This window comes from Aeromicrobium sp. JJY06 (assembly GCF_044069275.1).
Classification (GTDB): Bacteria; Actinomycetota; Actinomycetes; order Propionibacteriales; family Nocardioidaceae; genus Aeromicrobium; species Aeromicrobium tamlense.
Genome location: NZ_JBIMRD010000001.1, coordinates 426,600 through 446,086, shown reverse-complemented (window position 1 = coordinate 446,086; position 19,487 = coordinate 426,600). Strand labels below are relative to the sequence as shown.

23 protein-coding genes and 1 tRNA gene are annotated in these 19,487 nt (G+C 70.5%); 14 read left to right on the top strand and 10 right to left on the bottom strand.

Features of this window, described 5'->3' with window-relative positions; all coding sequences use genetic code 11:
- The first annotated feature begins 22 nt into the window (after positions 1-22).
- The 3 genes from ACGWYL_RS02310 (at position 23) to ACGWYL_RS02300 (ending at position 1,946) form a co-directional block, all read left to right on the top strand.
- Entirely contained in the window at positions 23-946 is a 924-nt protein-coding gene (locus tag ACGWYL_RS02310; RefSeq protein ID WP_269303436.1) for a Ppx/GppA phosphatase family protein, read from the top strand.
- Entirely contained in the window at positions 946-1,863 is a 918-nt protein-coding gene (locus ACGWYL_RS02305; RefSeq protein WP_395486324.1) for an NAD(P)-dependent oxidoreductase, read from the top strand. The genes ACGWYL_RS02310 and ACGWYL_RS02305 overlap by 1 nt, the downstream gene beginning before the upstream one ends.
- A 10-nt stretch (positions 1,864-1,873) precedes the next feature.
- Positions 1,874-1,946, top strand: a tRNA-Leu gene (locus tag ACGWYL_RS02300).
- A gap of 5 nt (positions 1,947-1,951) precedes the next feature.
- On the opposite strand, the gene ACGWYL_RS02295 is transcribed toward ACGWYL_RS02300, so the two are convergent.
- Together ACGWYL_RS02295 and trmB are read right to left on the bottom strand one after the other, a co-directional pair.
- Positions 1,952-2,401, bottom strand: coding sequence for a hypothetical protein (locus ACGWYL_RS02295; protein ID WP_179423150.1), 450 nt, complete (start codon positions 2,399-2,401; stop codon positions 1,952-1,954).
- A complete protein-coding gene (gene trmB, locus ACGWYL_RS02290) occupies positions 2,398-3,141 on the bottom strand; it encodes a tRNA (guanosine(46)-N7)-methyltransferase TrmB (RefSeq protein ID WP_395486323.1) in 744 nt (247 codons plus the stop codon). Before trmB ends, ACGWYL_RS02295 begins: the two co-directional genes overlap by 4 nt.
- Before the next feature lie 35 nt (positions 3,142-3,176).
- Between trmB and ACGWYL_RS02285 the strand changes: the two genes are divergently transcribed.
- The 4 genes from ACGWYL_RS02285 (at position 3,177) to ACGWYL_RS02270 (ending at position 6,171) form a co-directional block, all read left to right on the top strand.
- Positions 3,177-3,689 carry a DinB family protein gene (locus tag ACGWYL_RS02285; RefSeq protein ID WP_395486322.1) on the top strand — a complete coding sequence of 171 codons (513 nt, stop codon included), beginning with the start codon at positions 3,177-3,179 and terminating at the stop codon, positions 3,687-3,689.
- A 147-nt stretch (positions 3,690-3,836) separates the two neighbouring features.
- Positions 3,837-4,163, top strand: a complete 327-nt coding sequence (locus ACGWYL_RS02280) for a PadR family transcriptional regulator (RefSeq protein ID WP_179423156.1) — start codon at positions 3,837-3,839, stop codon at positions 4,161-4,163.
- Positions 4,160-5,224, top strand: a complete 1,065-nt coding sequence (locus ACGWYL_RS02275) for a hypothetical protein (RefSeq protein WP_269303430.1) — start codon at positions 4,160-4,162, stop codon at positions 5,222-5,224. The genes ACGWYL_RS02280 and ACGWYL_RS02275 overlap by 4 nt, the downstream gene beginning before the upstream one ends.
- Before the next feature lie 95 nt (positions 5,225-5,319).
- The gene (locus ACGWYL_RS02270) at positions 5,320-6,171 is read left to right on the top strand and encodes a Bax inhibitor-1/YccA family protein (RefSeq protein WP_179423160.1); all 852 of its coding nucleotides are present in this window, start codon (positions 5,320-5,322) and stop codon (positions 6,169-6,171) included.
- A 207-nt stretch (positions 6,172-6,378) separates the two neighbouring features.
- Here the strand turns inward: ACGWYL_RS02270 and ACGWYL_RS02265 are convergent, their stop codons facing one another.
- Positions 6,379-7,287, bottom strand: a complete 909-nt coding sequence (locus tag ACGWYL_RS02265; RefSeq protein WP_179423162.1) for an SGNH/GDSL hydrolase family protein — start codon at positions 7,285-7,287, stop codon at positions 6,379-6,381.
- 56 nt (positions 7,288-7,343) lie between these two features.
- Between ACGWYL_RS02265 and ACGWYL_RS02260 the strand changes: the two genes are divergently transcribed.
- The 4 genes from ACGWYL_RS02260 to ACGWYL_RS02245 are packed head-to-tail and all read left to right on the top strand — an operon-like array spanning position 7,344 to position 11,264.
- Entirely contained in the window at positions 7,344-8,027 is a 684-nt protein-coding gene (locus tag ACGWYL_RS02260; RefSeq protein ID WP_395486321.1) for a tyrosine-protein phosphatase, read from the top strand.
- Positions 8,024-8,917 carry a pirin family protein gene (locus ACGWYL_RS02255; RefSeq protein WP_395486320.1) on the top strand — a complete coding sequence of 298 codons (894 nt, stop codon included), beginning with the start codon at positions 8,024-8,026 and terminating at the stop codon, positions 8,915-8,917. The genes ACGWYL_RS02260 and ACGWYL_RS02255 overlap by 4 nt, the downstream gene beginning before the upstream one ends.
- Before the next feature lie 38 nt (positions 8,918-8,955).
- Positions 8,956-9,774, top strand: a complete 819-nt coding sequence (locus ACGWYL_RS02250; protein ID WP_395486319.1) for an SDR family NAD(P)-dependent oxidoreductase — start codon at positions 8,956-8,958, stop codon at positions 9,772-9,774.
- Positions 9,771-11,264 (top strand): cytochrome P450, encoded by a 1,494-nt coding sequence (locus ACGWYL_RS02245; RefSeq protein ID WP_395486318.1) that lies wholly within the window; start codon positions 9,771-9,773, stop codon positions 11,262-11,264. Before ACGWYL_RS02250 ends, ACGWYL_RS02245 begins: the two co-directional genes overlap by 4 nt.
- Before the next feature lie 7 nt (positions 11,265-11,271).
- Here ACGWYL_RS02245 and ACGWYL_RS02240 read toward each other — a convergent pair whose 3' ends face one another.
- Positions 11,272-11,694 carry a VOC family protein gene (locus ACGWYL_RS02240; protein WP_395486317.1) on the bottom strand — a complete coding sequence of 141 codons (423 nt, stop codon included), beginning with the start codon at positions 11,692-11,694 and terminating at the stop codon, positions 11,272-11,274.
- Positions 11,695-11,766: 72 nt separating this feature from the next.
- Entirely contained in the window at positions 11,767-11,997 is a 231-nt protein-coding gene (locus ACGWYL_RS02235) for a hypothetical protein (protein ID WP_395486316.1), read from the bottom strand.
- Between ACGWYL_RS02235 and ACGWYL_RS02230 the strand changes: the two genes are divergently transcribed.
- Positions 11,996-13,135 carry a tail fiber protein gene (locus tag ACGWYL_RS02230; protein ID WP_395486315.1) on the top strand — a complete coding sequence of 380 codons (1,140 nt, stop codon included), beginning with the start codon at positions 11,996-11,998 and terminating at the stop codon, positions 13,133-13,135. The two genes, ACGWYL_RS02235 and ACGWYL_RS02230, sit on opposite strands and share 2 nt — an antisense overlap.
- A gap of 10 nt (positions 13,136-13,145) precedes the next feature.
- On the opposite strand, the gene ACGWYL_RS02225 is transcribed toward ACGWYL_RS02230, so the two are convergent.
- The 4 genes from ACGWYL_RS02225 to msrA all read right to left on the bottom strand — a co-directional run bounded on the left by ACGWYL_RS02225 (position 13,146) and on the right by msrA (position 16,459).
- Positions 13,146-13,697, bottom strand: coding sequence for a mismatch-specific DNA-glycosylase (locus ACGWYL_RS02225; RefSeq protein WP_395486314.1), 552 nt, complete (start codon positions 13,695-13,697; stop codon positions 13,146-13,148).
- Position 13,698: 1 nt separating this feature from the next.
- On the bottom strand, positions 13,699-14,037 hold the full coding sequence (locus ACGWYL_RS02220) for a hypothetical protein (protein WP_395486313.1): 339 nt from the start codon (positions 14,035-14,037) through the stop codon (positions 13,699-13,701).
- Between the two features lie 105 nt (positions 14,038-14,142).
- The gene (locus tag ACGWYL_RS02215) at positions 14,143-15,720 is read right to left on the bottom strand and encodes a DUF262 domain-containing protein (protein WP_395486312.1); all 1,578 of its coding nucleotides are present in this window, start codon (positions 15,718-15,720) and stop codon (positions 14,143-14,145) included.
- A 103-nt stretch (positions 15,721-15,823) separates the two neighbouring features.
- Complete coding sequence (gene msrA / locus ACGWYL_RS02210) at positions 15,824-16,459, bottom strand: peptide-methionine (S)-S-oxide reductase MsrA (protein WP_395486311.1); 636 nt, start codon at positions 16,457-16,459, stop codon at positions 15,824-15,826.
- A 61-nt stretch (positions 16,460-16,520) separates the two neighbouring features.
- Between msrA and ACGWYL_RS02205 the strand changes: the two genes are divergently transcribed.
- Together ACGWYL_RS02205 and ilvA are read left to right on the top strand one after the other, a co-directional pair.
- Positions 16,521-17,657: an AI-2E family transporter gene (locus ACGWYL_RS02205; protein WP_269303382.1), complete on the top strand. Its 1,137-nt coding sequence runs from the start codon at positions 16,521-16,523 to the stop codon at positions 17,655-17,657.
- 9 nt (positions 17,658-17,666) lie between these two features.
- Positions 17,667-18,857, top strand: coding sequence for a threonine ammonia-lyase (gene ilvA / locus ACGWYL_RS02200; protein WP_395486310.1), 1,191 nt, complete (start codon positions 17,667-17,669; stop codon positions 18,855-18,857).
- Between the two features lie 70 nt (positions 18,858-18,927).
- On the opposite strand, the gene greA is transcribed toward ilvA, so the two are convergent.
- Positions 18,928-19,425, bottom strand: coding sequence for a transcription elongation factor GreA (gene greA, locus ACGWYL_RS02195; protein ID WP_179423186.1), 498 nt, complete (start codon positions 19,423-19,425; stop codon positions 18,928-18,930).
- Between the last annotated feature and the right edge of the window lie 62 nt (positions 19,426-19,487).

Here is a 19,487-nt window from a genome sequence, read left to right as displayed (position 1 = left end):
GCGACCCCGATAGCCTGACGGCATGGCTCGAAGCACGGTGGCGGCGATCGACTGCGGGACCAACTCCATCCGACTGCTGATCGCCGAGATCGAGGGCGACGCCAAGACCGACCTGCTGCGCGAGATGCGCGTGGTCCGTCTGGGACAGGGTGTGGACGAGACCGGCACCCTCGCCCCCGAGGCCGTCGAGCGCACGCTCGAGGCCTGCCGCGAGTACGGCGGGGTCATCGACGCGATGGGCGTCGACGTGGTCTCGTTCGCCGCGACCTCGGCGATGCGCGACGCCGACAACGCCGCGGACTTCTCCGACCGGGTCGAGGAGATCCTCGGCGTCCGGCCGCGCGTGCTGACCGGCGAGGAGGAGGCACGCGCCTCCTTCGAGGGCGCCACCGGCGACGTCGCCGAGGCGCTCACTGCCGTCATCGACCTCGGCGGCGGCTCCACCGAGGTCGTCCAGGGGCGCGGCGCCCCGACCTTCTCGCACTCGTTCGACCTCGGCTCCGTGCGGATGACCGAGCGCTTCCTGCTCACCGACCCGCCGTCCGTGGCCGAGGTGACCGCCTGCATGACACACCTGGACGCCGTCCTCGCGCCGGTCTTGTCACAGCTCGAGCCGTCCGACGAGATCGTCGGCGTCGCGGGCACCATCACCACGATCGCCGCGCACTCGCTGGCGCTGCCCTCCTACGACAGCGAGGTGATCCACCAGGCGCGCATCCACGTCGATGACGTCCGCGCCGCCTGCGGCTCCCTCATGCAGATGCCCGTGGCCGACCGCCGCGCGCTGCCGTTCATGCACCCGGGCCGCGCCGACGTGATCGCGGGCGGTGCGCTCATCCTCGACCGGGTGCTCGAGCACCTGCCGCGCACCACCGAGGAGCTCGTCGTGAGCGAGCAGGACATCCTCGACGGCATCGCCTGGGCGGCCGCGAGGGAGGTCGCCTGATGCGCATCTCGGTGCCCGACTCCTCCTGGCAGGGCGTCCTCGACGATCTCCCCGTCGAGGTCGTCGAGTGGGACGGCAAGGCCCCGCAGCCCGAGGGCCGGCTCGACCTCGCGGTGTGGCCGTACACGCTCGACCCCTCCGACATGGCGGCCGTCGACGCGTCCCGCATCGGCCTGATCCAGGGCCAGTCGCTGGGCTACGACGGCGTCGGCGACGTGCTGTCGGCCGGTGGCCGCTATGCCAACGCCGTCGACGTGCACGAGGACTCCACGGCCGAGCTGGCGATGGCGCTGCTGCTCGCCGCCGTGCGCAAGCTCGACGTCTTCGCCGCCCAGCAGGCGGAGGGCCGGTGGCGCAAGAGCTGGACCACCAGCCTGCTCGACCGGCGCGTGCTGCTGCTCGGCGTCGGCGGCATCGGCCGGCGGATGGCCGCCCGGCTCGACGGCTTCGGCTGCGAGATCGTCCGGGTCGGCACCCGCGCCCGCGACGACGAGCACGGCCACGTGCACGGCACCGACGAGCTCGCCGACCTGCTGCCCACGGTGGACGCCGTCGTCGTGGCGGTCCCGCTGACGCCCGACACCGAGCGGATCGTCGACGCGGAGTTCCTCGCCGCCCTGCCCGACGGCGCGATCGTCGTCAATGTGGCCCGCGGCCGCACGGCGGACACCGACGCCGTCCTCGCCGAGGCCGGCCGGATCCGCTACGCCTCCGACGTCTTCGACCCCGAGCCGCTCCCGGCTGACCACCCGCTGTGGTTGGCGCCGGGCGTCATCATCACGCCGCACGTCGGCGGCATGACCTCGGCGATGGCGCCGCGCATCCAGGCCGTCGTGCGCGGCCAGGTGGAGCGGCTGCTCGCGGGCGAGGAGCCCGCGGACGTCGTCGTGGACCACCGCGAGTCCTCGGACTCGTAGGCTGGGCCAGGCTCCCGTAGCCCAACGGCAGAGGCAGACGGCTTAAACCCGTTTCAGTGCGGGTTCGAATCCCGCCGGGAGCACGCGCTCAGGACTGCTTGAGCTCGATCGCCGACCAGGTCTCGTCGAGCTCGAGCGGCGCGGCGGTGTCCCAGCCGTACTCGTCGACGCCCGCGCGCAGGATCGACAGGGGCAGTGCGTCGGAGGGGTAGAGCACCCAGACGCGGCCGATCGAGCCCAGGCGCGGCAGCACGTCGTCGAGCCGCATGTGGAACTCCTGGCTGTTCGACACGGCGATCACCGCGGTGTCGATGCCGGAGGGTCGCACGGGGTCGGTGGGCTCGGGCTGGTTCTCGGCGCCGGTCCACGTGTCGTCGAACCAGCTCTCGGACTGCTCGGGCTCCTCGTCGGCGTACGTCTCCACACCCTCGGGCAGGGGGTCGAGCACGGCCGTCTCCTCGACGGTGTCGCCCACGATCCACAGCAGCGATCCGGGCTCGATCCCGAGCAGCTCGGCCGTGGTCCGCTCGTTGCTCATGGGGTCATCCTAAGCGCCGAGACGTCGCGGATCGTGCGTCCCTTGGCGATGCCCTTCGCCTCGAACTTCGTGATCGGCCGGCCCTCGAACCGCTCGGCCCAGTCGCCCGAGGTCGTGAAGCCCTCGGCGCGCCCGACCACCTCGAGCATCTGGTCGGCGTAGTCCTGCCAGTCGGTGGCCAGCCGCCACACGCCGCCCGGCTTGAGGACGCGGTGGACGAGGGGGACGACCTCGTCCGTGACGAGGCGGCGCTTGTGGTGACGCTTCTTGTGCCAGGGGTCCGGGAACCAGACGCGCACCTCGTCGACGCTCTCGGCCGGCAGCATCCGGGTGAGCGCGGGCACGGCGTCGACGACCGCGAGCCGCACGTTCTCGACCCCCTCGTGGCGCAGCTGGACGAGGGTCTGCGCGACGCCGGGCACGTAGACCTCGAGGCCGAGGAAGTCGGTGTCAGGGTTCAACTTCGCGGCGTGCACGAGGGACTCGCCGCGGCCACTGCCGATCTCGAGCACCAGGGGAGCGTCGCGGCCGAAGAGCTCGGCCGGGTCGATCGTGAACCCGTCGGCCACGGAGGTGCTGGTGCGCCCGCGCGGCACGTCGACGACGAAGCGGTGGGCGACGTCGTCCCACGCGTCCTGCTGGCGCTCGGTGAGCCGGCCGCCGCGCCGGGTGAACGACACGACCTCGCGTCGGAACGGGTCTTCGTCGTGATCCGTGCGATCTTCGGCGGTTTCGGGCATGGTCCGAACCTATCGAGCCTGCCATCGTGAGCGGCATGGCGATCATCCCCGACACCAAGGACTGGACCTGGGTCCTGCAGCAGACCTGTGAGGAGTGCGGCTTCGACGCGGACGCGGCGGAGCCCACGCGGGCGGGGGAGGAGGTCCGCGCGATGGTGCCGCGGTGGGGTGAGGCGCTGGCCCGGCCCGACGCCGCGCAGCGCCCGGACGACGCGACGTGGTCGGTGCTGGAGTACGCGTGCCACGTGCGCGACGTGCTGCACCTGTTCGCCGACCGCCTCGCGCTGATCCGCGAGCAGGACGGGCCGGAGTTCGCGAACTGGGACCAGGACGCCACGGCGGCCGAGTCCCGCTACGCCGACCAGGATCCCGCCGTCGTCACCGCCGAGCTCACTCCGGCCGCCGCCGCGTTCGCGGCCGAGATCGACGCCGTGCGCGACTGGTCGCGCCCCGGCCTCCGATCCAACGGCTCGGCCTTCACCGCCGACACGCTCACGCGCTACGCCCTGCACGACCTCGTGCACCACCTGCACGACGTCCGGGCCTGACGGTTTCCCCGGTTAACCGGGGAAACTGTCACTTCACGAGGTTCGCGAACCCCGTGAAGTGACAGGAAACCTCGTTCAGTGGTGCGACACGACGTGCCGGTGTCACGTTTCGCACACTAATGCGGATTGCGTGGTACTGTCCGACGCATGGATGCAACCCAACTGCTCAAGGGAGTGCTCGACGTGGCCGTCCTGGCCGTCGTCGAGGGCGAGGACGGCTACGGCTACGACGTCGTCCGTCGCCTGCGGGCCGCCGGGCTCGAGGAGGTGGGCGACGCGTCGGTGTACGGCACGCTGCGCCGCCTCTACTCGGCCGGCGCGCTCACGTCGTACGTGGTCCCCAGCGAGGAGGGGCCCCACCGCAAGTACTACGGCATCACCGAGCAGGGCCGGACCATGCTCGCCGCGCAACGCAAGACCTGGGCCGAGTTCGCCCGCACCATGGACCGCATGCTCGAAGGGACCGCCGCATGAACGCCACCACCCTCCCCGCCGAGATCGTCGCGTTCGCGGCCGCCGTCCGCGCCGCGCTGGCCGACCTCCCCGCCGACGAGGTCGAGGAGCTCACCGACGGCCTCGAGGCCGACCTCGCCGAGGCGTACGCCGAGGACCTGGCGCGCGAGCTGCCCGACCCCACCGCCTACGCCCACGAGCTGCGCGGCGCCGCCGGACTGCCGACGCCCCAGGCTCCCAAGGGCCGACTCCACGCGATCGGGACCTCCTTCGCCGAGGCGGGACGCGACGTCGAGCGCAGTCTGCGCCGCAGCCCGGCGGTCTCCTCGACGCTGGACTTCCTCGTGACGCTGCGTCCCGCGTGGTGGATCGTGCGCGGCTGGGTCGCCTACCAGGTGTTCTGCCTGACGATCCTGGGCATGTGGAAGACCGACGTCCTCCCCGGTGACTTCGCGAAGTGGCTGCTCCTGATCCTCTTGGTGGCCGGCAGCGTCTTCCTGGGCCTGAGGTCCTGGCCGCGTCCCGTGGCCGTCCTGATCGTCCTGGGCAACGCGTTCGCCGCGTTCGCGCTGATCCCGGTGCTGGCGAACGACGCCACGGGCGCCGAGCTGGAGATGGCCTACGAGAACCCGCCGGAGTACGAGTACGGGAGCGGGTACGAGGGTGGCGACGGCACCGGCGTCTGGCTGAACGGCAGCGAGGTCACGAACATCTTCGCCTACAACGCCCGCGGCGAGAGGCTCAACGGCGTCCAGCTGTTCGACCAGGACGGCAAGCCCCTCACGACCTCGGTCCCCGGCGGCAACGGCTGCCTGGAGAAGGACGAGTTCGACGAGTGCGCCAAGCCCGGCGCCTGGATGCCCGTGCAGCTCGAGACGGGCGCCTCGGCGTGGAACGTCTTCCCGATGAAGATGGCCGAGTCCTCCTTCGACGATCCGACCCGTCCGGTCACGGGAGCGGTCGCGCAGGACCGTCCCGCGCCATTCCTCAAGGTCCCGGCGCTGCTCGTCGCGAGCCCGACGGCCGACGCGAAGAACTCCGCGGCCGCCACCGAGGAGAAGGACGGGAAGAAGAAGCCCTGAGCGGGAAGCCTGGCGGTGGTGGGGGCGTTGTATAGGGTGAGTACACCGACCCCGCCACCACCGGCGCGCGGGGCCACATTCTCCCGGAGGAGATCATGAGGAGCAGCAACCCCGTCTTTGCGAACAACGCGGAGTTCAACGGCCGCAACACGACTCAGTACGCAGACCCGTCGCAGTGGAAGATCGACCTGTCCGGCTCGGGTGACGGAACGCAGACCCCCGGCCTGCAGGCTCCCACGTCCCCCGGACGCATGACCTTGGACACCGTGGTCGAGAAGACCGCCATCACGCTCGGCCTCGTGGTGCTCGGCGCCGCGGTCGCTTGGTTCATGATCGGCGACATCGACTCCGACGCGGCGCTGGCCACCGCGTGGACGTTCTCCATGGGCGGCGCGCTGATCGGCTTCGTCCTGGCGATGGTCAACTCCTTCAAGAAGGTCATCAGCCCCCCGCTGGTCATGGCGTACGCGCTCGTCGAGGGCGTCTTCGTCGGCGCCTTCTCCAAGATCATCTCCACCTGGGTGGGCGACGCCGGCATCGTGTTCCAGGCCGTCCTGGCCACGTTCGTCGCCGCGGCCGCCACCCTGGCCGCCTACAAGTTCTTCAACATCCAGGTCACCGCGAAGTTCCGCCGGGTCGTCATGATCTCGCTGTTCGCGTTCATGGGCGTCATGGTCCTCAACCTGGTGCTGAGCCTGTTCGGCGTGTTCCCCAACGGCGGCCTGCGCAGCATGGACAACCCGATGCTGGCGATCCTCGTCGGCGGCGTCGCGATCGTGCTCGGCGTCCTGTGCCTGATCATGGACTTCGACTTCGTCGAGCGCGGCGTCGAGGCCGGCCTCCCGGAGCGCGAGTCCTGGCGCGCGGCGTTCGGCCTGACCGTCACGCTGGTCTGGCTGTACCTCGAGATCCTGCGCCTCCTCGCGATCCTGCGCGGAGACAGCTGATCCACGGGGTCACCCGAGACCCCAGCACGAAGGCCCGCCACCACGAGGTGGCGGGCCTTCGTCGTGTCCGGGACCCTGCGGGGAGCGGTGAGCTGTCAACCCTTCCCTCTGGCGACCGGTGCGCGATCAACCGCATCGGGGCCTCGTGCGGTTGACGACCCACCGCCCAGGAACGGGAAGGGTTGAGGACTCACCGCCACAGGCAGGTCAGCGGCGGCGCAGGACGGCGGCCCAGCGGCGGCCGCGGAGAGCCGGCGCGACCTCAGTGCCGCCGTGCTCGGACGCCCACTCGGCGGCCTCGCCGAGCGGCATCTGCTCCACGGCGCCGACCTCGGGCTGCTCGTCGCGCGAGCGCCACTGCGCCACGGCGGCCGCCACGAGGAACCCGCACACCGTGGCGTAGCCGTCGGCGCTGGGGTGGAAGCGGTCATCGCCGAAGAGGGCGTCGCCCTTGACCAGCAGCAGCGGCTCGAGCACGTCGGCCAGCGAGATCACGCGCGCGCCGGCCTCGACGGCGGCCACGGTCTGGCGGCGGGCCAGGTGGCGGCTCCAGTAGCGGCAGACGGTGCGCAGGGGGACGGGCAGCGGCTTGATCGTGCCGAAGTCGGGCACCGAGCCGACGACGACCTCGCTGCCGAGGCCGCGCAGGCGCGCGACGGCGGCCGCGAGGCGGCGGGCCGAGCGCTTCGCGGGCACCTGGTGGGTGATGTCGTTGGCGCCGATCAGGATGATCGCCAGCTGCGGGTCGTCGAGGTCGGACGCGGTGATCTGGTGCTGCAGGTCGCGCGACCGCGCGCCCACGGTGGACTCGTTGCGGATCTGCACGGGTTGGCCCAGCAGGTGCGACAGGCCGGTGCCGATGAGGGCCGACGGCGTGTGCTCGAGGTCCTTCACCCCGTAGCCCACCATCGTCGAGTCGCCGAGCAGCAGGCAGCGGACCGGCTCGCCCGGCAGGTCCTCGCCGTAGACGCCGTTGCCCGAGGGCGGACGGTCGGTGGTGGTGCCGATCCGCTTGCGCGCCAGGAGGGCCTGTCCCACGAGGATCGCGTAGGTGCCGAGGCTGAATCCAGCCGTCCTCGCGGCGGCCTTGGCAGTGGTCCTCGCGGGGCTGGGCACGCGTCCAGTGTAGGAAGTCGGACCAGACGGTCGGACGCGGTTCCTAGGATGGAGGGGTGAACGAGACCGTCCCGAACCTGCGCGACCTCGGCGGCACCTCCGTCGAGGGCGGCGTCATCCGTCCCGGCCGCCTGCTGCGCAGCGCCCTGCCCCTGGGTGACGACGTCGCGCCCGACGACATCACGTGGCCGCCCACGGTCGTCATCGACCTGCGCTCCTCGATGGAGACCGAGACCCAGCACCCGCTCGCCGGGCCGGGGGTCACGGTGCTCAACTTCCCGCTGCTCAGCGCGCTGCGGCCGGGCGTCGCGCCGCCGGAGTCGCTGGCCGAGCTCTACCAGCTCATGCTGCAGACCACGGCGGAGCACCTCGTCGAGGTGATCGACGCGGTCGCGCAGGCCGAGGACGCCACCACCCTCGTCCACTGCGCCGCGGGCAAGGACCGCACCGGCGTCTCGATCGCGATGGTGCTCGCGCTGCTCGGCGCGAAGCGCGACGACATCGTCGAGGACTACCTCGTCACGGCGCAGCACGAGGAGCAGATCCAGGCCCGCTTCAACCGTCTCTTCGGCGAGCGTCGCGCCATGCTGCCGGCCGGCTACATCGCCACGCCGGTCGAGGCGATCAGCGGCGTGCTCGACACGTGGGACCAGCACCCCGGCGGCGCCGTCGGCTGGTTCCAGCGCGCCGGCGGCACGCCCCAGACCATCGACCGGCTCCGCACTACGCTGGTGCGATGAGTCCGGATCGGACGATCGAGCCGCGCGAGGTCCCGCTGGGCGGGCTGCGCGGACTCAAGGTCCATCGCACGCTGCCCAGCAAGGAGATCCCGCTCATCGGAGCGTGGTGCTTCGTCGACCACTTCGGTCCCACCGAGCACCGCATGGAGGTGCTGCCGCACCCGCACATCGGGCTGCAGACCGTCACGTGGCCGATCGAGGGACGGATCCGGCACCGCGACAGCCTCGGCAGCAACGTCGTGCTGGAGCCGGGCGAGCTCAACCTCATGACCTCGGGCGACGGGGTGTCGCACTCGGAGTTCACCGAGGGCCCGCCCGGCGAGATGCACGGCGTGCAGCTGTGGGTGGCCCTGCCCGACGCCACGCGGCGCGGCCCCGCCGCCTTCGAGCACCACCCCGACCTGCCGCGCGTCGAGGGGGAGGGCTGGGCCGGCGTCGTGCTGGTCGGCAGCTTCGCCGGCGAGACGTCGAAGGCCACGGTGCACACGCCGCTCGTCGGCGTCGAGCTGCGGCTTCAGCCCGGGCGCCACGAGTTCGACCTGGATCCCGACTTCGAGCACGGCATCCTCGCCGTCGACGGCGCCGTCAGGGTGGGCGGACGAGCCGTTCCGCACCGCTCGCTGGAGTACGTGGCCCCCGGCCGCGCGCGTCTGGCGCTCGAGGTCGACCGCCCCACGATCGTCATGCTGCTCGGCGGCGAGCCGTTCGGCGAGGAGATCGTCATGTGGTGGAACTTCATCGGCCGCTCGCACGAGGAGATCGTCGAGGCGCGCGAGTCCTGGGAGGCGCTCGCGCCTCGCTACGGCCACGTCGAGGGCCACGGCGACCAGGTCATTCCGGCCCCGCCGATGCCCCACGTGAGACTTCGTCCGCGCGTTCGTCGCGCCTGAGGCCCACTTTCGGATACTGTCGGTATCCGGAGGTGGGTATGACGTACTTCACAGGCAAGGTCGCCGTCGTCACCGGCGCGGGATCGGGCATCGGACGAGCCCTCGCGGTCGCACTCGCGCAGCGGGGAGCCCGCGTGGCCGTCAGCGACGTGGACGCCGCGGGATTGGCCGAGACGCGAGGGATGCTCGAGGCCGCGGGCGCCGACGTCCGCGCCGATCATCTCGACGTCTCGGAGCGTGAGCGGGTGCTGGCCTACGCCGACGAGGTCGCCGCGCACTTCGGCGTGATCCATCAGGTCTACAACAACGCGGGCATCGCGTTCACCGGCGACATCGAGGCGATGGACTTCAAGCACCTCGAGCGCGTCATGGACGTGGACTACTGGGGTGTCGTGAACGGCTCGAAGGCGTTCCTGCCGCACCTCATCGCGTCCGGCGACGGTCACGTCGTCAACATCTCGAGCGTCTTCGGCATCATCTCGGTGCCCACGCAGGGTGCCTACAACGCGGCCAAGTTCGCCGTCCGCGGCTTCACCGAGGCCCTGCGGATGGAGATGGTGGCGCGCGGTCGGCCGGTCAAGGTCACGTGCGTGCACCCCGGCGGCATCAGGACCAATGTCGCTCGCAACGCCGGCCAGGTGGACGGGCTCGACCACGACGACCTGGCCTCGTCATTCGACCGCGTCGCCCGCACCACGCCCGAGCGCGCCGCCGAGGTGATCCTGCGCGGCGTCGAGAAGGGCAAGGCGCGGGTGCTCATCGGCGCCGACGCCCGCGTGATCGACGTCGTGTCGCGGGTGGCGGGTCCGCACTACCAGCGGCTCGTGGCCCGATTCGCGGGGAAGGCGGGACTGTGAGCGTCTTCACCGTCAAGAACGCGTGGGGTGGCCAGCGCCTGCCGCACCCGCCCGGTCGCCGCCCCGTCGCCTACGACGCCCTGACGATGCGCACGGGCACGCCGTTGGCCAACGTCATGCGCGTCGGCAAGGACCTCGGTCCGCTGTTCGAGGTGCGCGTGTTCAGCCAGAAGTTCGTCTTCGTCACCGGTGCCGAGCTGGCCGCCGAGATGTGCGACGAGACCCGCTTCCACAAGAACCTGCCGCCGGCCCTGGTGGCGCTGCGCGAGTTCGTCGGCGACGCCCTGTTCACCGCGTTCGACCACGAGCCCAACTGGGACACGGCGCACGGCGTGCTGATGCCCGCGTTCTCCAAGGCGGCGATGCGCGGCTACCACGACACGATGCTCGAGACGGCTGCCGAGATGCTCGCGGTCTGGGACGGGATCGACGGACCGATCGACGTCACCGCCGACATGACCAAGCTGACGATGGAGACGATCAGCCGCTGCGCGTTCAGCCGCGACTTCGGATCGTTCACGTCGCGCGAGCGACACCCGTTCGTCGACGCCATGATCGCCGCACTGATGACGGGCATGCAGAAGTCGTCGCTCGACTCGATCCCGGGCGGCAAGCGCATCGCCAAGCGGATCGACGAGGCGAACGCGGAGCACCGCGCCTACGTGGACGACCTCGTCGACGAGATGGTGCGCGACCGCCGCGCGACCGGCGAGCGACGCGACGACCTGCTCGACCGGATGCTCTACGAGGCGCACCCCGAGACCGGGGTGCGGCTGGACGACCAGAACATCCGCGAGCAGATCCTGACGTTCCTCGTGGCGGGCCACGAGACCACCTCGGGGGCGTTGAGCTTCGTCCTCTACTACCTCTCGCGCCACCCCGAGCTGCTGGCGAAGGCCCAGGCCGAGACCGACGCGCTGCTCGGCGACGACCCGGACGCCGAGCCGACGTTCGAGCAGGTGCCGCGGTTCCGCTACCTGCGCCGCTGTCTCGACGAGGGCCTGCGCCTGTGGCCCACGGCGCCCGCGTTCGCGCGCTCGCCGCGCGAGACCACCACGATCGCGGCGGGCACCGACCACGAGGCCGTGATGACGCCCGACGACTGGGCGATCATCGTGCTGCCGATGATGCACCGCGACCCCGTGGCCTGGGGGCCGACGGCGGACGAGTTCGATCCCGACCGCTTCCTGCCCGAGAACTCCAAGGGCCGGATGAAGAACGTCTACAAGCCGTTCGGCACGGGCGACCGGGCCTGCATCGGGCGCCAGTTCGCGCTGCACGAGGCGATCCTCGTCCTCGCGCGGCTGCTGCACCGCTACGACATCGCGGCCGACCCCGACTACGAGCTGCGGATCGACGAGCGCCTCACGATCGTGCCGAAGGGCTTCGAGGTGACGCTGACCCGTCGGACGCCTTCGCGTGGGCCCGAGGCGCTGGCCGACGACGACGGTCCGGCCGAGGTGCCCACGGGCTGCCCCGTGGCGCACTGACGCCGGCTCACCTCAGGGTGGTGCGGCCGTCGGCGTGCACGGTCCAGAACGGGTTGTGCGCGATCTCCCACGGGTGGCCGTCGGGGTCGGCGACGTAGCCGGAGTAGCCGCCCCACTCGGTGGGCTCGGCCGGTTTGAGCACCGTGGCGCCGGCCGCGCGGGCCTGCTCGATCACGGTGTCGACCTCGTCGCGTGAGCCGACGTTCTGGGCCAGCGTGATCCCGCTGAACGTGGCTCCGGTGTCCTCGACGCGGGGGTCCTCCGCCAGCCCGGCGCGCGTCCACAGCGCCAGGATCATCCCGGGCAACTGGTAGAACGCGATGCCGTCCTCGTCGTTGTCCTTCGAGAACCCGAGGCCGTCCTCGTAGAAGGCGCGCGACCGTTCGAGGTGGGCGACGCCGAGAGTGATGAGACTGATGCGTTGGTCCATGCCGGTCACGCTAGACGCCGTCGCGGACATCGGGGGCGGCCGACGACCGACCATGTCACACCGTCATCTTCGTCAACCCCACACGCATCCGACACATCGTCGGTAACATCCGTTCAGGCCCCGAACCGATCGGGCGTGCCGTGCCCGGTCGAGCGAGTGGAGGGCGAGGATGCTGAGCTCCTTGCGGATGGTGTTGGCCTGCGGAGCGGCGTCGGCGGTGGTCGGGGCGGGCTCCGCGCTCGCCGTGACGACGGCGACGAGCAATGACGCGGTGCCGGTGAGCTCGCCGATGTACGGCTGCATGGATGTGTCCGCCGGCTCGCTGTACCTCTCCGACTCCGGGACCTGCGCCGACGACCTCGTGCCGGTCACGTGGCAGGGCGAGCCGCAGGCCGCCGACGGCGGGGTCGACGCCGATGGCGAGGACGGCTCGAACGGTGAGGACGGGCAGGACGGTCTCGACGGCGCCGATGGATCCGCTGGCGCGGCTGGCGCGCCTGGCGCGAAGGGCGCGTCCGGAGCGAACGGCGAGGACGGCGCCGACGGTGAGGACGGCGCCGACGGTGAGGACGGCGTCGACGGTGCCGCTGGGTCGAACGGCGCCAAGGGCGAGAAGGGCGAGAAGGGCGAGAAGGGCGACAAGGGCGACGACGGCGCCGCGGGTGCGACGGGTGCCAAGGGCGACAACGGTGCCGCGGGTGCCAAGGGCGACAAGGGTGACGACGGTGCCGCGGGTGCCAAGGGCGAGAAGGGCGATGACGGCGAAACCGGCGCGACCGGCGCCACCGGCGCCAAGGGGGATCGAGGCGACGACGGCCTCGTCCCGTGGAGCGCGGTGTCGTCCTGGAGCGCCTCGACGACCTACAGCGCCGGTCCTCCAGCGGCGGTGGTGACCCGCGGCGGCAGCACGTACGTGGCCGCGCGCTCCTCGATCGCCGCGGACCCCGCGACCTCCCCGGCGGACTGGATCCTCGTCGCGGCCGCAGGCGCGAAGGGCGACCGGGGCGACAAGGGCGAGACGGGCGAGCAGGGTGAGATGGGGGCCACGGGCGAGGCCGGCGCCGACGGTGAGGCCGGCGCCACGGGCGCGGCCGGCGCCGAGGGTCCGGCGGGCCCGCAAGGTCCTCAGGGCATCCAGGGCCCGGCTGGGAACTCGCTGCTGTCCGGCGAGTTCAACCAGTGGCAGGGCTCCGCCCGCGCGTTCCGCGACGACTACGACTGCACGGTCGGCACGGTCGTGCTGGGCGTGGGCTGGCGGGGAGTGCCCGCCGATGGCCGGATCCTGCCGATCTCGCAGTACCAGGCGCTGTTTTCGCTCCTCGGCACCTACTTCGGCGGGAACGGGTCCACGACGTTCGCGGTCCCGGACCTGCGAGCGGTCACCCCGAACGGGCTGCGCTACAGCATCTGCAACAACGGGATCTACCCGTCGTCCGAGTGAGGACGGAAGCTCAGTCGTCGAGGAGTCCTGCCGCCCGCGCCACCTCGCGGTAGGCGCGCGCCAGGGACTCGACGGTCTCGTGGGCGTTGAGGCCGCTCGGGTTCGGCACCACCCAGACCTGGGCACCCGCGAGGTCGTCGGGCTGGCGCCCCGGCTTCGCGGCGCGGTGCCCGAACGCGGTGCGGTAGGACGTGATGCCCGCGACCGCCACCACCCGCGGTGCGCGCTCGCGCACGAGCGAGACCAGCCGCTCGCGGCCCTCGACCAGCTCCGCGGGCTCCAGCTCGTCGGCGCGGGCGGAGGCGCGCGCGACGAGGTTGGTGATGCCGACGCCACGCTCGCGCAGCTGGCCGACGGCCTCGGCGGGGTCGTCTGAGTCCACGAGGCCGGCCCGCACGAGCGCCGGGTAGAAGCGGTTCCCGCGCCGCGCGAAGTGCAGCCCCGTGGCGGCGCTGACCAGGCCGGGGTTGATGCCGACGAACAGCAGGCGCGGCTCGTCGGGCATCAGGTCCGGGATCGTGCTGCCGGCGAACGACTCCAGCTCGGCGCGGCTCCAGCCCACGTCAGCCCGCGAACCGGCCGAGGAGGCCGGCGTCCAGCTCGGCCTCGGTGACCTCGTGGTGGTCGACATGGGCGTCCTTCTCGACGAGCAGGTCGTCGTCACCGGGGTAGAACACGGCGACCCCGGGCTCGGCGCCGGCGAAGCCCCGCACGTCGTCCATCGACTCCCACAGCGAGAGCGTGACGACCTCGACCAGGTCGCCGACGGGCCGGCGCAGGACGAGGACGCCGAGGTTCCCGGGGGTGGCGCGGTAGGCGCGCACCCCCGTGGCGCTCTGGTGCGCCAGGTAGGCCTCGACGTCCTCGGGGCGCACGGCGCCCCGCCAGCGACGCAGGATCACCGGTCCGGCCTCAGGCGTACGAGACGCCGGTGGCGTGCAGCGGGCAGTAGCCGTACGGGTTCTTCACGAGGTACTGCTGATCCATCTCAGAAGAGCGATCAATTCTCATGCGATCAACTCCTCGGCACGCGACGCAAGAAGACTTGCTCGGTCGGGGAAGAACGCCTTCGGGTCGTCGGACCACAAGCTGTCGGGCAGGAACGCACTCGACTCGATCGCGGCGATTGAACTCGGCATCTTGGCGCGGTACTCAGACGGTGCCTTTCCGCCGATCTCACGATTCTCGGAACGGCTGATGATTGCAAAGTTGGCGAGCGAGTTCTGTCTCGTTTCGGGGATCGATTCGTGGTTCTTCTTCAACCAGGCTTTCGGCATGCAGTGGTGGAACTCTTTGCGGTTGGGTTCCGAGAGTACGATGTCAAGATTTACGGGGGACCCGGAGAGGAAACTTCGCGGCGAGTTGCCGGCGAGCATGAGAATCAGCGCTTTCGACGCAACCGTGCGGGCGCTGAAGCTGTTGTCGAGGAAGAAATCTGGACCAACCGTCGCACTGATCTGATCGAGGGTTGACTGTTTTCCGCTTCGGAGCGCCGCCGCCTGTTCGACATCGTGCTTGATATTGCGGCCAGGGTTACCGCTGTACCGATGAGCGAAGGTTGAACGCCAGAACCAGCGCAGCAACACCTCGACGTCCGACGCCGGCGTCGACTTGCTCTGATCAATGGAAAAGTATGTTGCGAGAGGAATCAACTGAGCACTGTAGGGAAGAAACTTGAGGTGGCGCACCTGCAGATTGGTCCGCAGGAAGTCGATGGCCAAGCGCAATGCCTCTTCGACTTTGTCGAAATCTTGGCGGACTTCGCTTCCGTTAATGTCGATCATCGCCGAGGGCGCCGGGTCGCCCTTGAGAATGGCCGCACAGCAGCGCAGCATCAAGTCGTTGTCGGCGCCCACCTCGCCAAACCCGAAGTCGGCGAACTCCTCCGCCAAGTCGGCGAACCTGTTCTGAAGGTCGAATTCCTCACTCCATGTCCATGCAGTTAGGAGTTCGAACATGTCAAGTTCTACGCCCATCCGGTTGACGCGCTCGAACACGATTGCGACGCGCGTTCGATCCTCGGTCTCGAACGTCTCCGCAGGGATGAGCGCCTCTTTGAACTTCTCTTGCACGCTGACGATTTCCACATTGCGCGCTTCGGGGAGGTTTGCGACTGCCCTGGAGAAAGTCACAGGGTCGAAGAACGTCCGCAGCGGAAAGTGTTTGTCGGTGTCCACCTCGGCCTCTTGCAAGGCTAAGAAGCGGGAGTCCTGCGCATCCTCCTGTGCTGAAAAATCATAGTAAATCGGCAGCCAAGATTCCGGGTCCTCAGCTGGTGCCGGGAGCGAAGTCTGGAACGTTGCGAAGATTGACGTCAACCGCTGCTGCCCGTCGAGGACGTAGTCGATGGGGTAATCCTTCTCCGGATCTGGCAGCTCGAAGCCGCCCACCATCTTTTCGGTCTTCAGCTCCGTCCGGGTCCGCCAGAGGAGTACCGAGCCGAACGGGTAACCCTTGTAGATGCTGTCCATGAGGAGAGCGGCCCGGATCGGCTCCCAGACAAACTTGCGCTGGAACCCGGGAATGCGGATCGCGCCGTCGTTGATCTTCTCGATTACTTTCCGCAGGGGCAGCGGCTCACTCATGTACGGGACCTCCAGTCAGTCGCCTGAAGCCTACGCACATCCGTTCTGGCACGTTGGTGAACGTCAATTCCGGTGGTTGACTAGATCCATCACCGGTCCGGCCTCAGGCGTACGAGACGCCGGTGGCGTGCAGCGGGCAGTAGCCGTACGGGTTCTTCACGAGGTACTGCTGGTGGCCCTCCTCGGCGTACCAGTAGTCCTCGAGCGGACGGATCTGCGTGGTGATCTGTCCGTACCCGTGGGCGGTCATCTGCTTCTGGTAGGCGTCGCGGGACGCCTCTGCCTCGGCCTGCTGCTCGGGCGTGGTCGTGAGCAGAATCGACCGGTACTGCGAGCCGCTATCGTTGCCCTGCCGCATGCCCTGCGTGGGGTCGTGGTTCTCCCAGAACACCTTGAGCAGGTCGGCGTAGCTGGTGACCGAGGGGTCGAAGACGACCTTCACGACCTCGGCGTGACCGGTGCGTCCGGTGCACACCTCCTCGTAGGTGGGGTTGGGCGTGTGACCGCCGGCGTAGCCGACCGAGGTCGACCAGACGCCGGGCTGCTCCCAGAACGTCTTCTCCTCACCCCAGAAGCAGCCGAGGCCGAAGACCGCGACGCCGAAGCCCTCGGGGCCGTCCGTCTCGATGGGGTTGCCCGTGACGAGGTGGCGGTCGCCGACCTCGAAGGGGCGGATGTCGCGGCCGGGCAGGGCCGTGTCGGCCGTGGGCAGCGTCGTCTTGTCGAATCCGAATCGCATGGGACCTCCTGTGTCGTCGTCAACACCGTGCGGCGTCGGAGTGTTCCCGTAGCCTCGATGCGTGAGCAACGAGACGCCGCGCGGTGCCGGGCGGTACGAGGTTCCCATCGGCATCGAGATCGCCGCAGCCTGGGCCTGGCGCATCGTCGTCATCGGCGCCGCGCTGTACGTCCTGGCACTGGGCCTGGGGCACTTCTCCGAGGTCACCATCCCCATCGCCGTCGCGATCCTGCTGGCCGCGCTGACGATCGGCGGCGTCGACTGGCTCGTGCGGCACCGGGTGCCGCGGCTCGTGGCCTCGCTCGCCGTCGTGCTGGGGCTGGTGCTCGCGCTGGTGGGCATGCTCGGCCTGGTCGGGCAGCAGCTCTCGACGCAGTTCGACGACCTGCGCGACAGCGTCGTCGAGGGCATCGCCCAGCTGCAGGACTGGGCGCGCACCGGGCCGCTCGGCCTCTCCGACCGGCAGCTGGCCGACTGGGTCGACCGGGTGCAGTCCGCGATCTCCTCCAGCGACTCGTCGGTGGTCAACCAGGCCACCGAGGTCGGCACCCAGATCGGCCACTTCGTCACCGGGTTCTTCATCGCGCTGTTCGCGCTGTTCTTCTTCCTCTACGAGGGCGGCCGCATCTGGTCGTGGGTGGTGGCGCTCTGGCCGCGCGCCGCGCAGCCGCGCGTGGCCTCCTCGGGCCGCGCGGCGTGGGGCTCGCTCACCGCGTTCGTCCGGGCCACGGTCCTCGTCGCGCTGGTCGACGCGATCGGCATCGCCGGCGTCGCGCTGATCCTGCAGGTCCCGCTCGCGGCGGCCATCGGCGTCCTGGTGTTCCTCGGCGCGTTCGTGCCCATCGTCGGTGCGCTCGTGTCGGGCATGGTCGCCGTCCTCGTGGCGCTCGTCGCCCAGGGACCGGTCACCGCACTGCTCATGCTCGCGGGCGTGATCGCGGTCCAGCAGCTCGAGTCGCACGTCCTCCAGCCGTTCCTCATGGGCGCGATCGTCGCCCTGCACCCGCTGGCCATCCTGCTGGCGATCGCCACGGGCCTCGTCGTCGCCGGCGTGGTCGGCGCGCTGCTCTCGGTGCCGTTCGCGGCCTGCCTGAACAGCGTGGTCCGGCACCTCGCGAACGGGGAGCCACCCGACACCGACGGGGTGCTGGGGGAGGAGTCCCGCGACCTCGGCGAGCCACCGCCGGCCACGGCCTAGGGTGGACGTGTGGATCTCGACGATGCGCGCGCGGCGCGCGAGCTGCTCGACGGAGTCAGCGAGGTCACGCCGCTGACGCACTCCCGCTGGCTGCACGCCCTGACCGGGCGCGACGTCCGGTTCAAGTGCGAGAACCTGCAGCGCGCGGGGTCGTTCAAGATCCGCGGCGCCTACACCCGGATCGCCCGGCTGTCCGACGAGGAGCGCTCCCGCGGCGTCGTCGCAGCCAGCGCCGGCAACCACGCGCAGGGCGTCGCCCTCGCGGCGGCGCAGCTCGGCGCCGACGCCACGATCTTCATGCCGCACGGCGCGGCCCTGCCCAAGGTCGCGGCCACGCGTGGCTACGGTGCCGACATCCGCTTCCACGGCTCGGGCGTCACCGAGGCGCTCGTCGCGGCCTCGGAGTTCGCCGAGCGGACCGGGGCCACCCTGATCCACCCGTTCGACCACCCCGACATCGTCGCGGGCCAGGCCACCGTGGGCCTCGAGATCATCGAGCAGCTGCCCGAGGTCGCCACGATCCTCGTGCCGCTCGGCGGTGGCGGGCTCGCGGCCGGCATCGGTCTGGTCAAGACCGAGCGCCCCGACATCACGGTCGTCGGCGTGCAGGCCGAGGCCGCCGCGGCCTACCCCGACTCGCTCGCCGAGGGCATGCCCGTCGAGGCCGACCTCGGCGCCACGATGGCCGACGGCATCGCCGTGGCCCGCCCCGGCGAGGTGCCCTTCGGACTGATCCGCGACCACGTCGACGAGGTCGTCACGGTCTCCGAGGAGTCGATGAGCCAGGCGCTGATCGGCCTGCTCGAGCGGGCCAAGCTGCTCGTCGAGCCCGCCGGCGCGGTGGGCGTGGCGGCGCTGCTGGAGCACCCCGACCGGTTCGAGGGACCCATCGTGCCCGTGCTGTCCGGCGGCAACATCGACGCGCTGCTGCTGCTCGAGGTGATCCGCCACGGCCTCGCGTCCGGCGGCCGCTTCCTCATGTTCCGCGTGCGCATCTCCGACCGTCCCGGCGAGCTGATGCGCCTGCTCACCGCGCTGGCCGAGATGGACGTCAACATCCTGAACGTGCACCACGACCGCGGCTCCGAGGCCCTCGGCGTGCGCGAGGTCGAGGTCGCCCTGCAGGTCGCCACCCGCGGTCCCGAGCACCGCGCCGACGTCTGGCGCCGTCTCGTGGAGCTCGGCTACGACCCGATCTGAGCCCGCACGCACGAGCGCCCGCCACCGGAGGTGACGGGCGCTCGCAGCCACCGAGCGGTGGCACGCGGGATCAGTAGGGCTTGGCCTCGAGGATCTCCACGGTGATCGTCTTGCCGTTCGGGGCCTCGTAGGAGACCGTGTCGCCGGCGAACTTGTCCACGATCGCCGAGCCGAGCGGCGAGGTGGGCGAGTAGATGTCCAGGTCGACGCTGGAGTCCAGGCTGAGCAGCTCGCGCGAGCCCAGCAGGAACGTCTCGGTCTCGGTGTCGCCCTGGAAGCGGATCGTGACCTTCATGCCCGCCTCGACCTTGCCGTCGTCGGCCGGCGCCTCGCCGACCTCGGCGCGGCGGAGGCGATCCTCCAGCTGACGGATCTGCGCATCGGTCTTGCCCTGCTCCTCGCGAGCGGCGTGGTACCCGCCGTTCTCGCGCAGGTCGCCCTCCTCGCGGGCGTTGGCGATCTTCTGCGTGATGTCGGGCAGGACCTCGTTCTTGAGGCGGTTGAGCTCGGCGACGAGTCGGTCGTAGGCCTCCTGGGTGACCCAGATGGTCTCGGTCTCAGTCGACATGGCGTGCTCCTCACTACGTACGACACCCCGGGACCTCCCGGGGTGAAATTCCGAGTCTACAG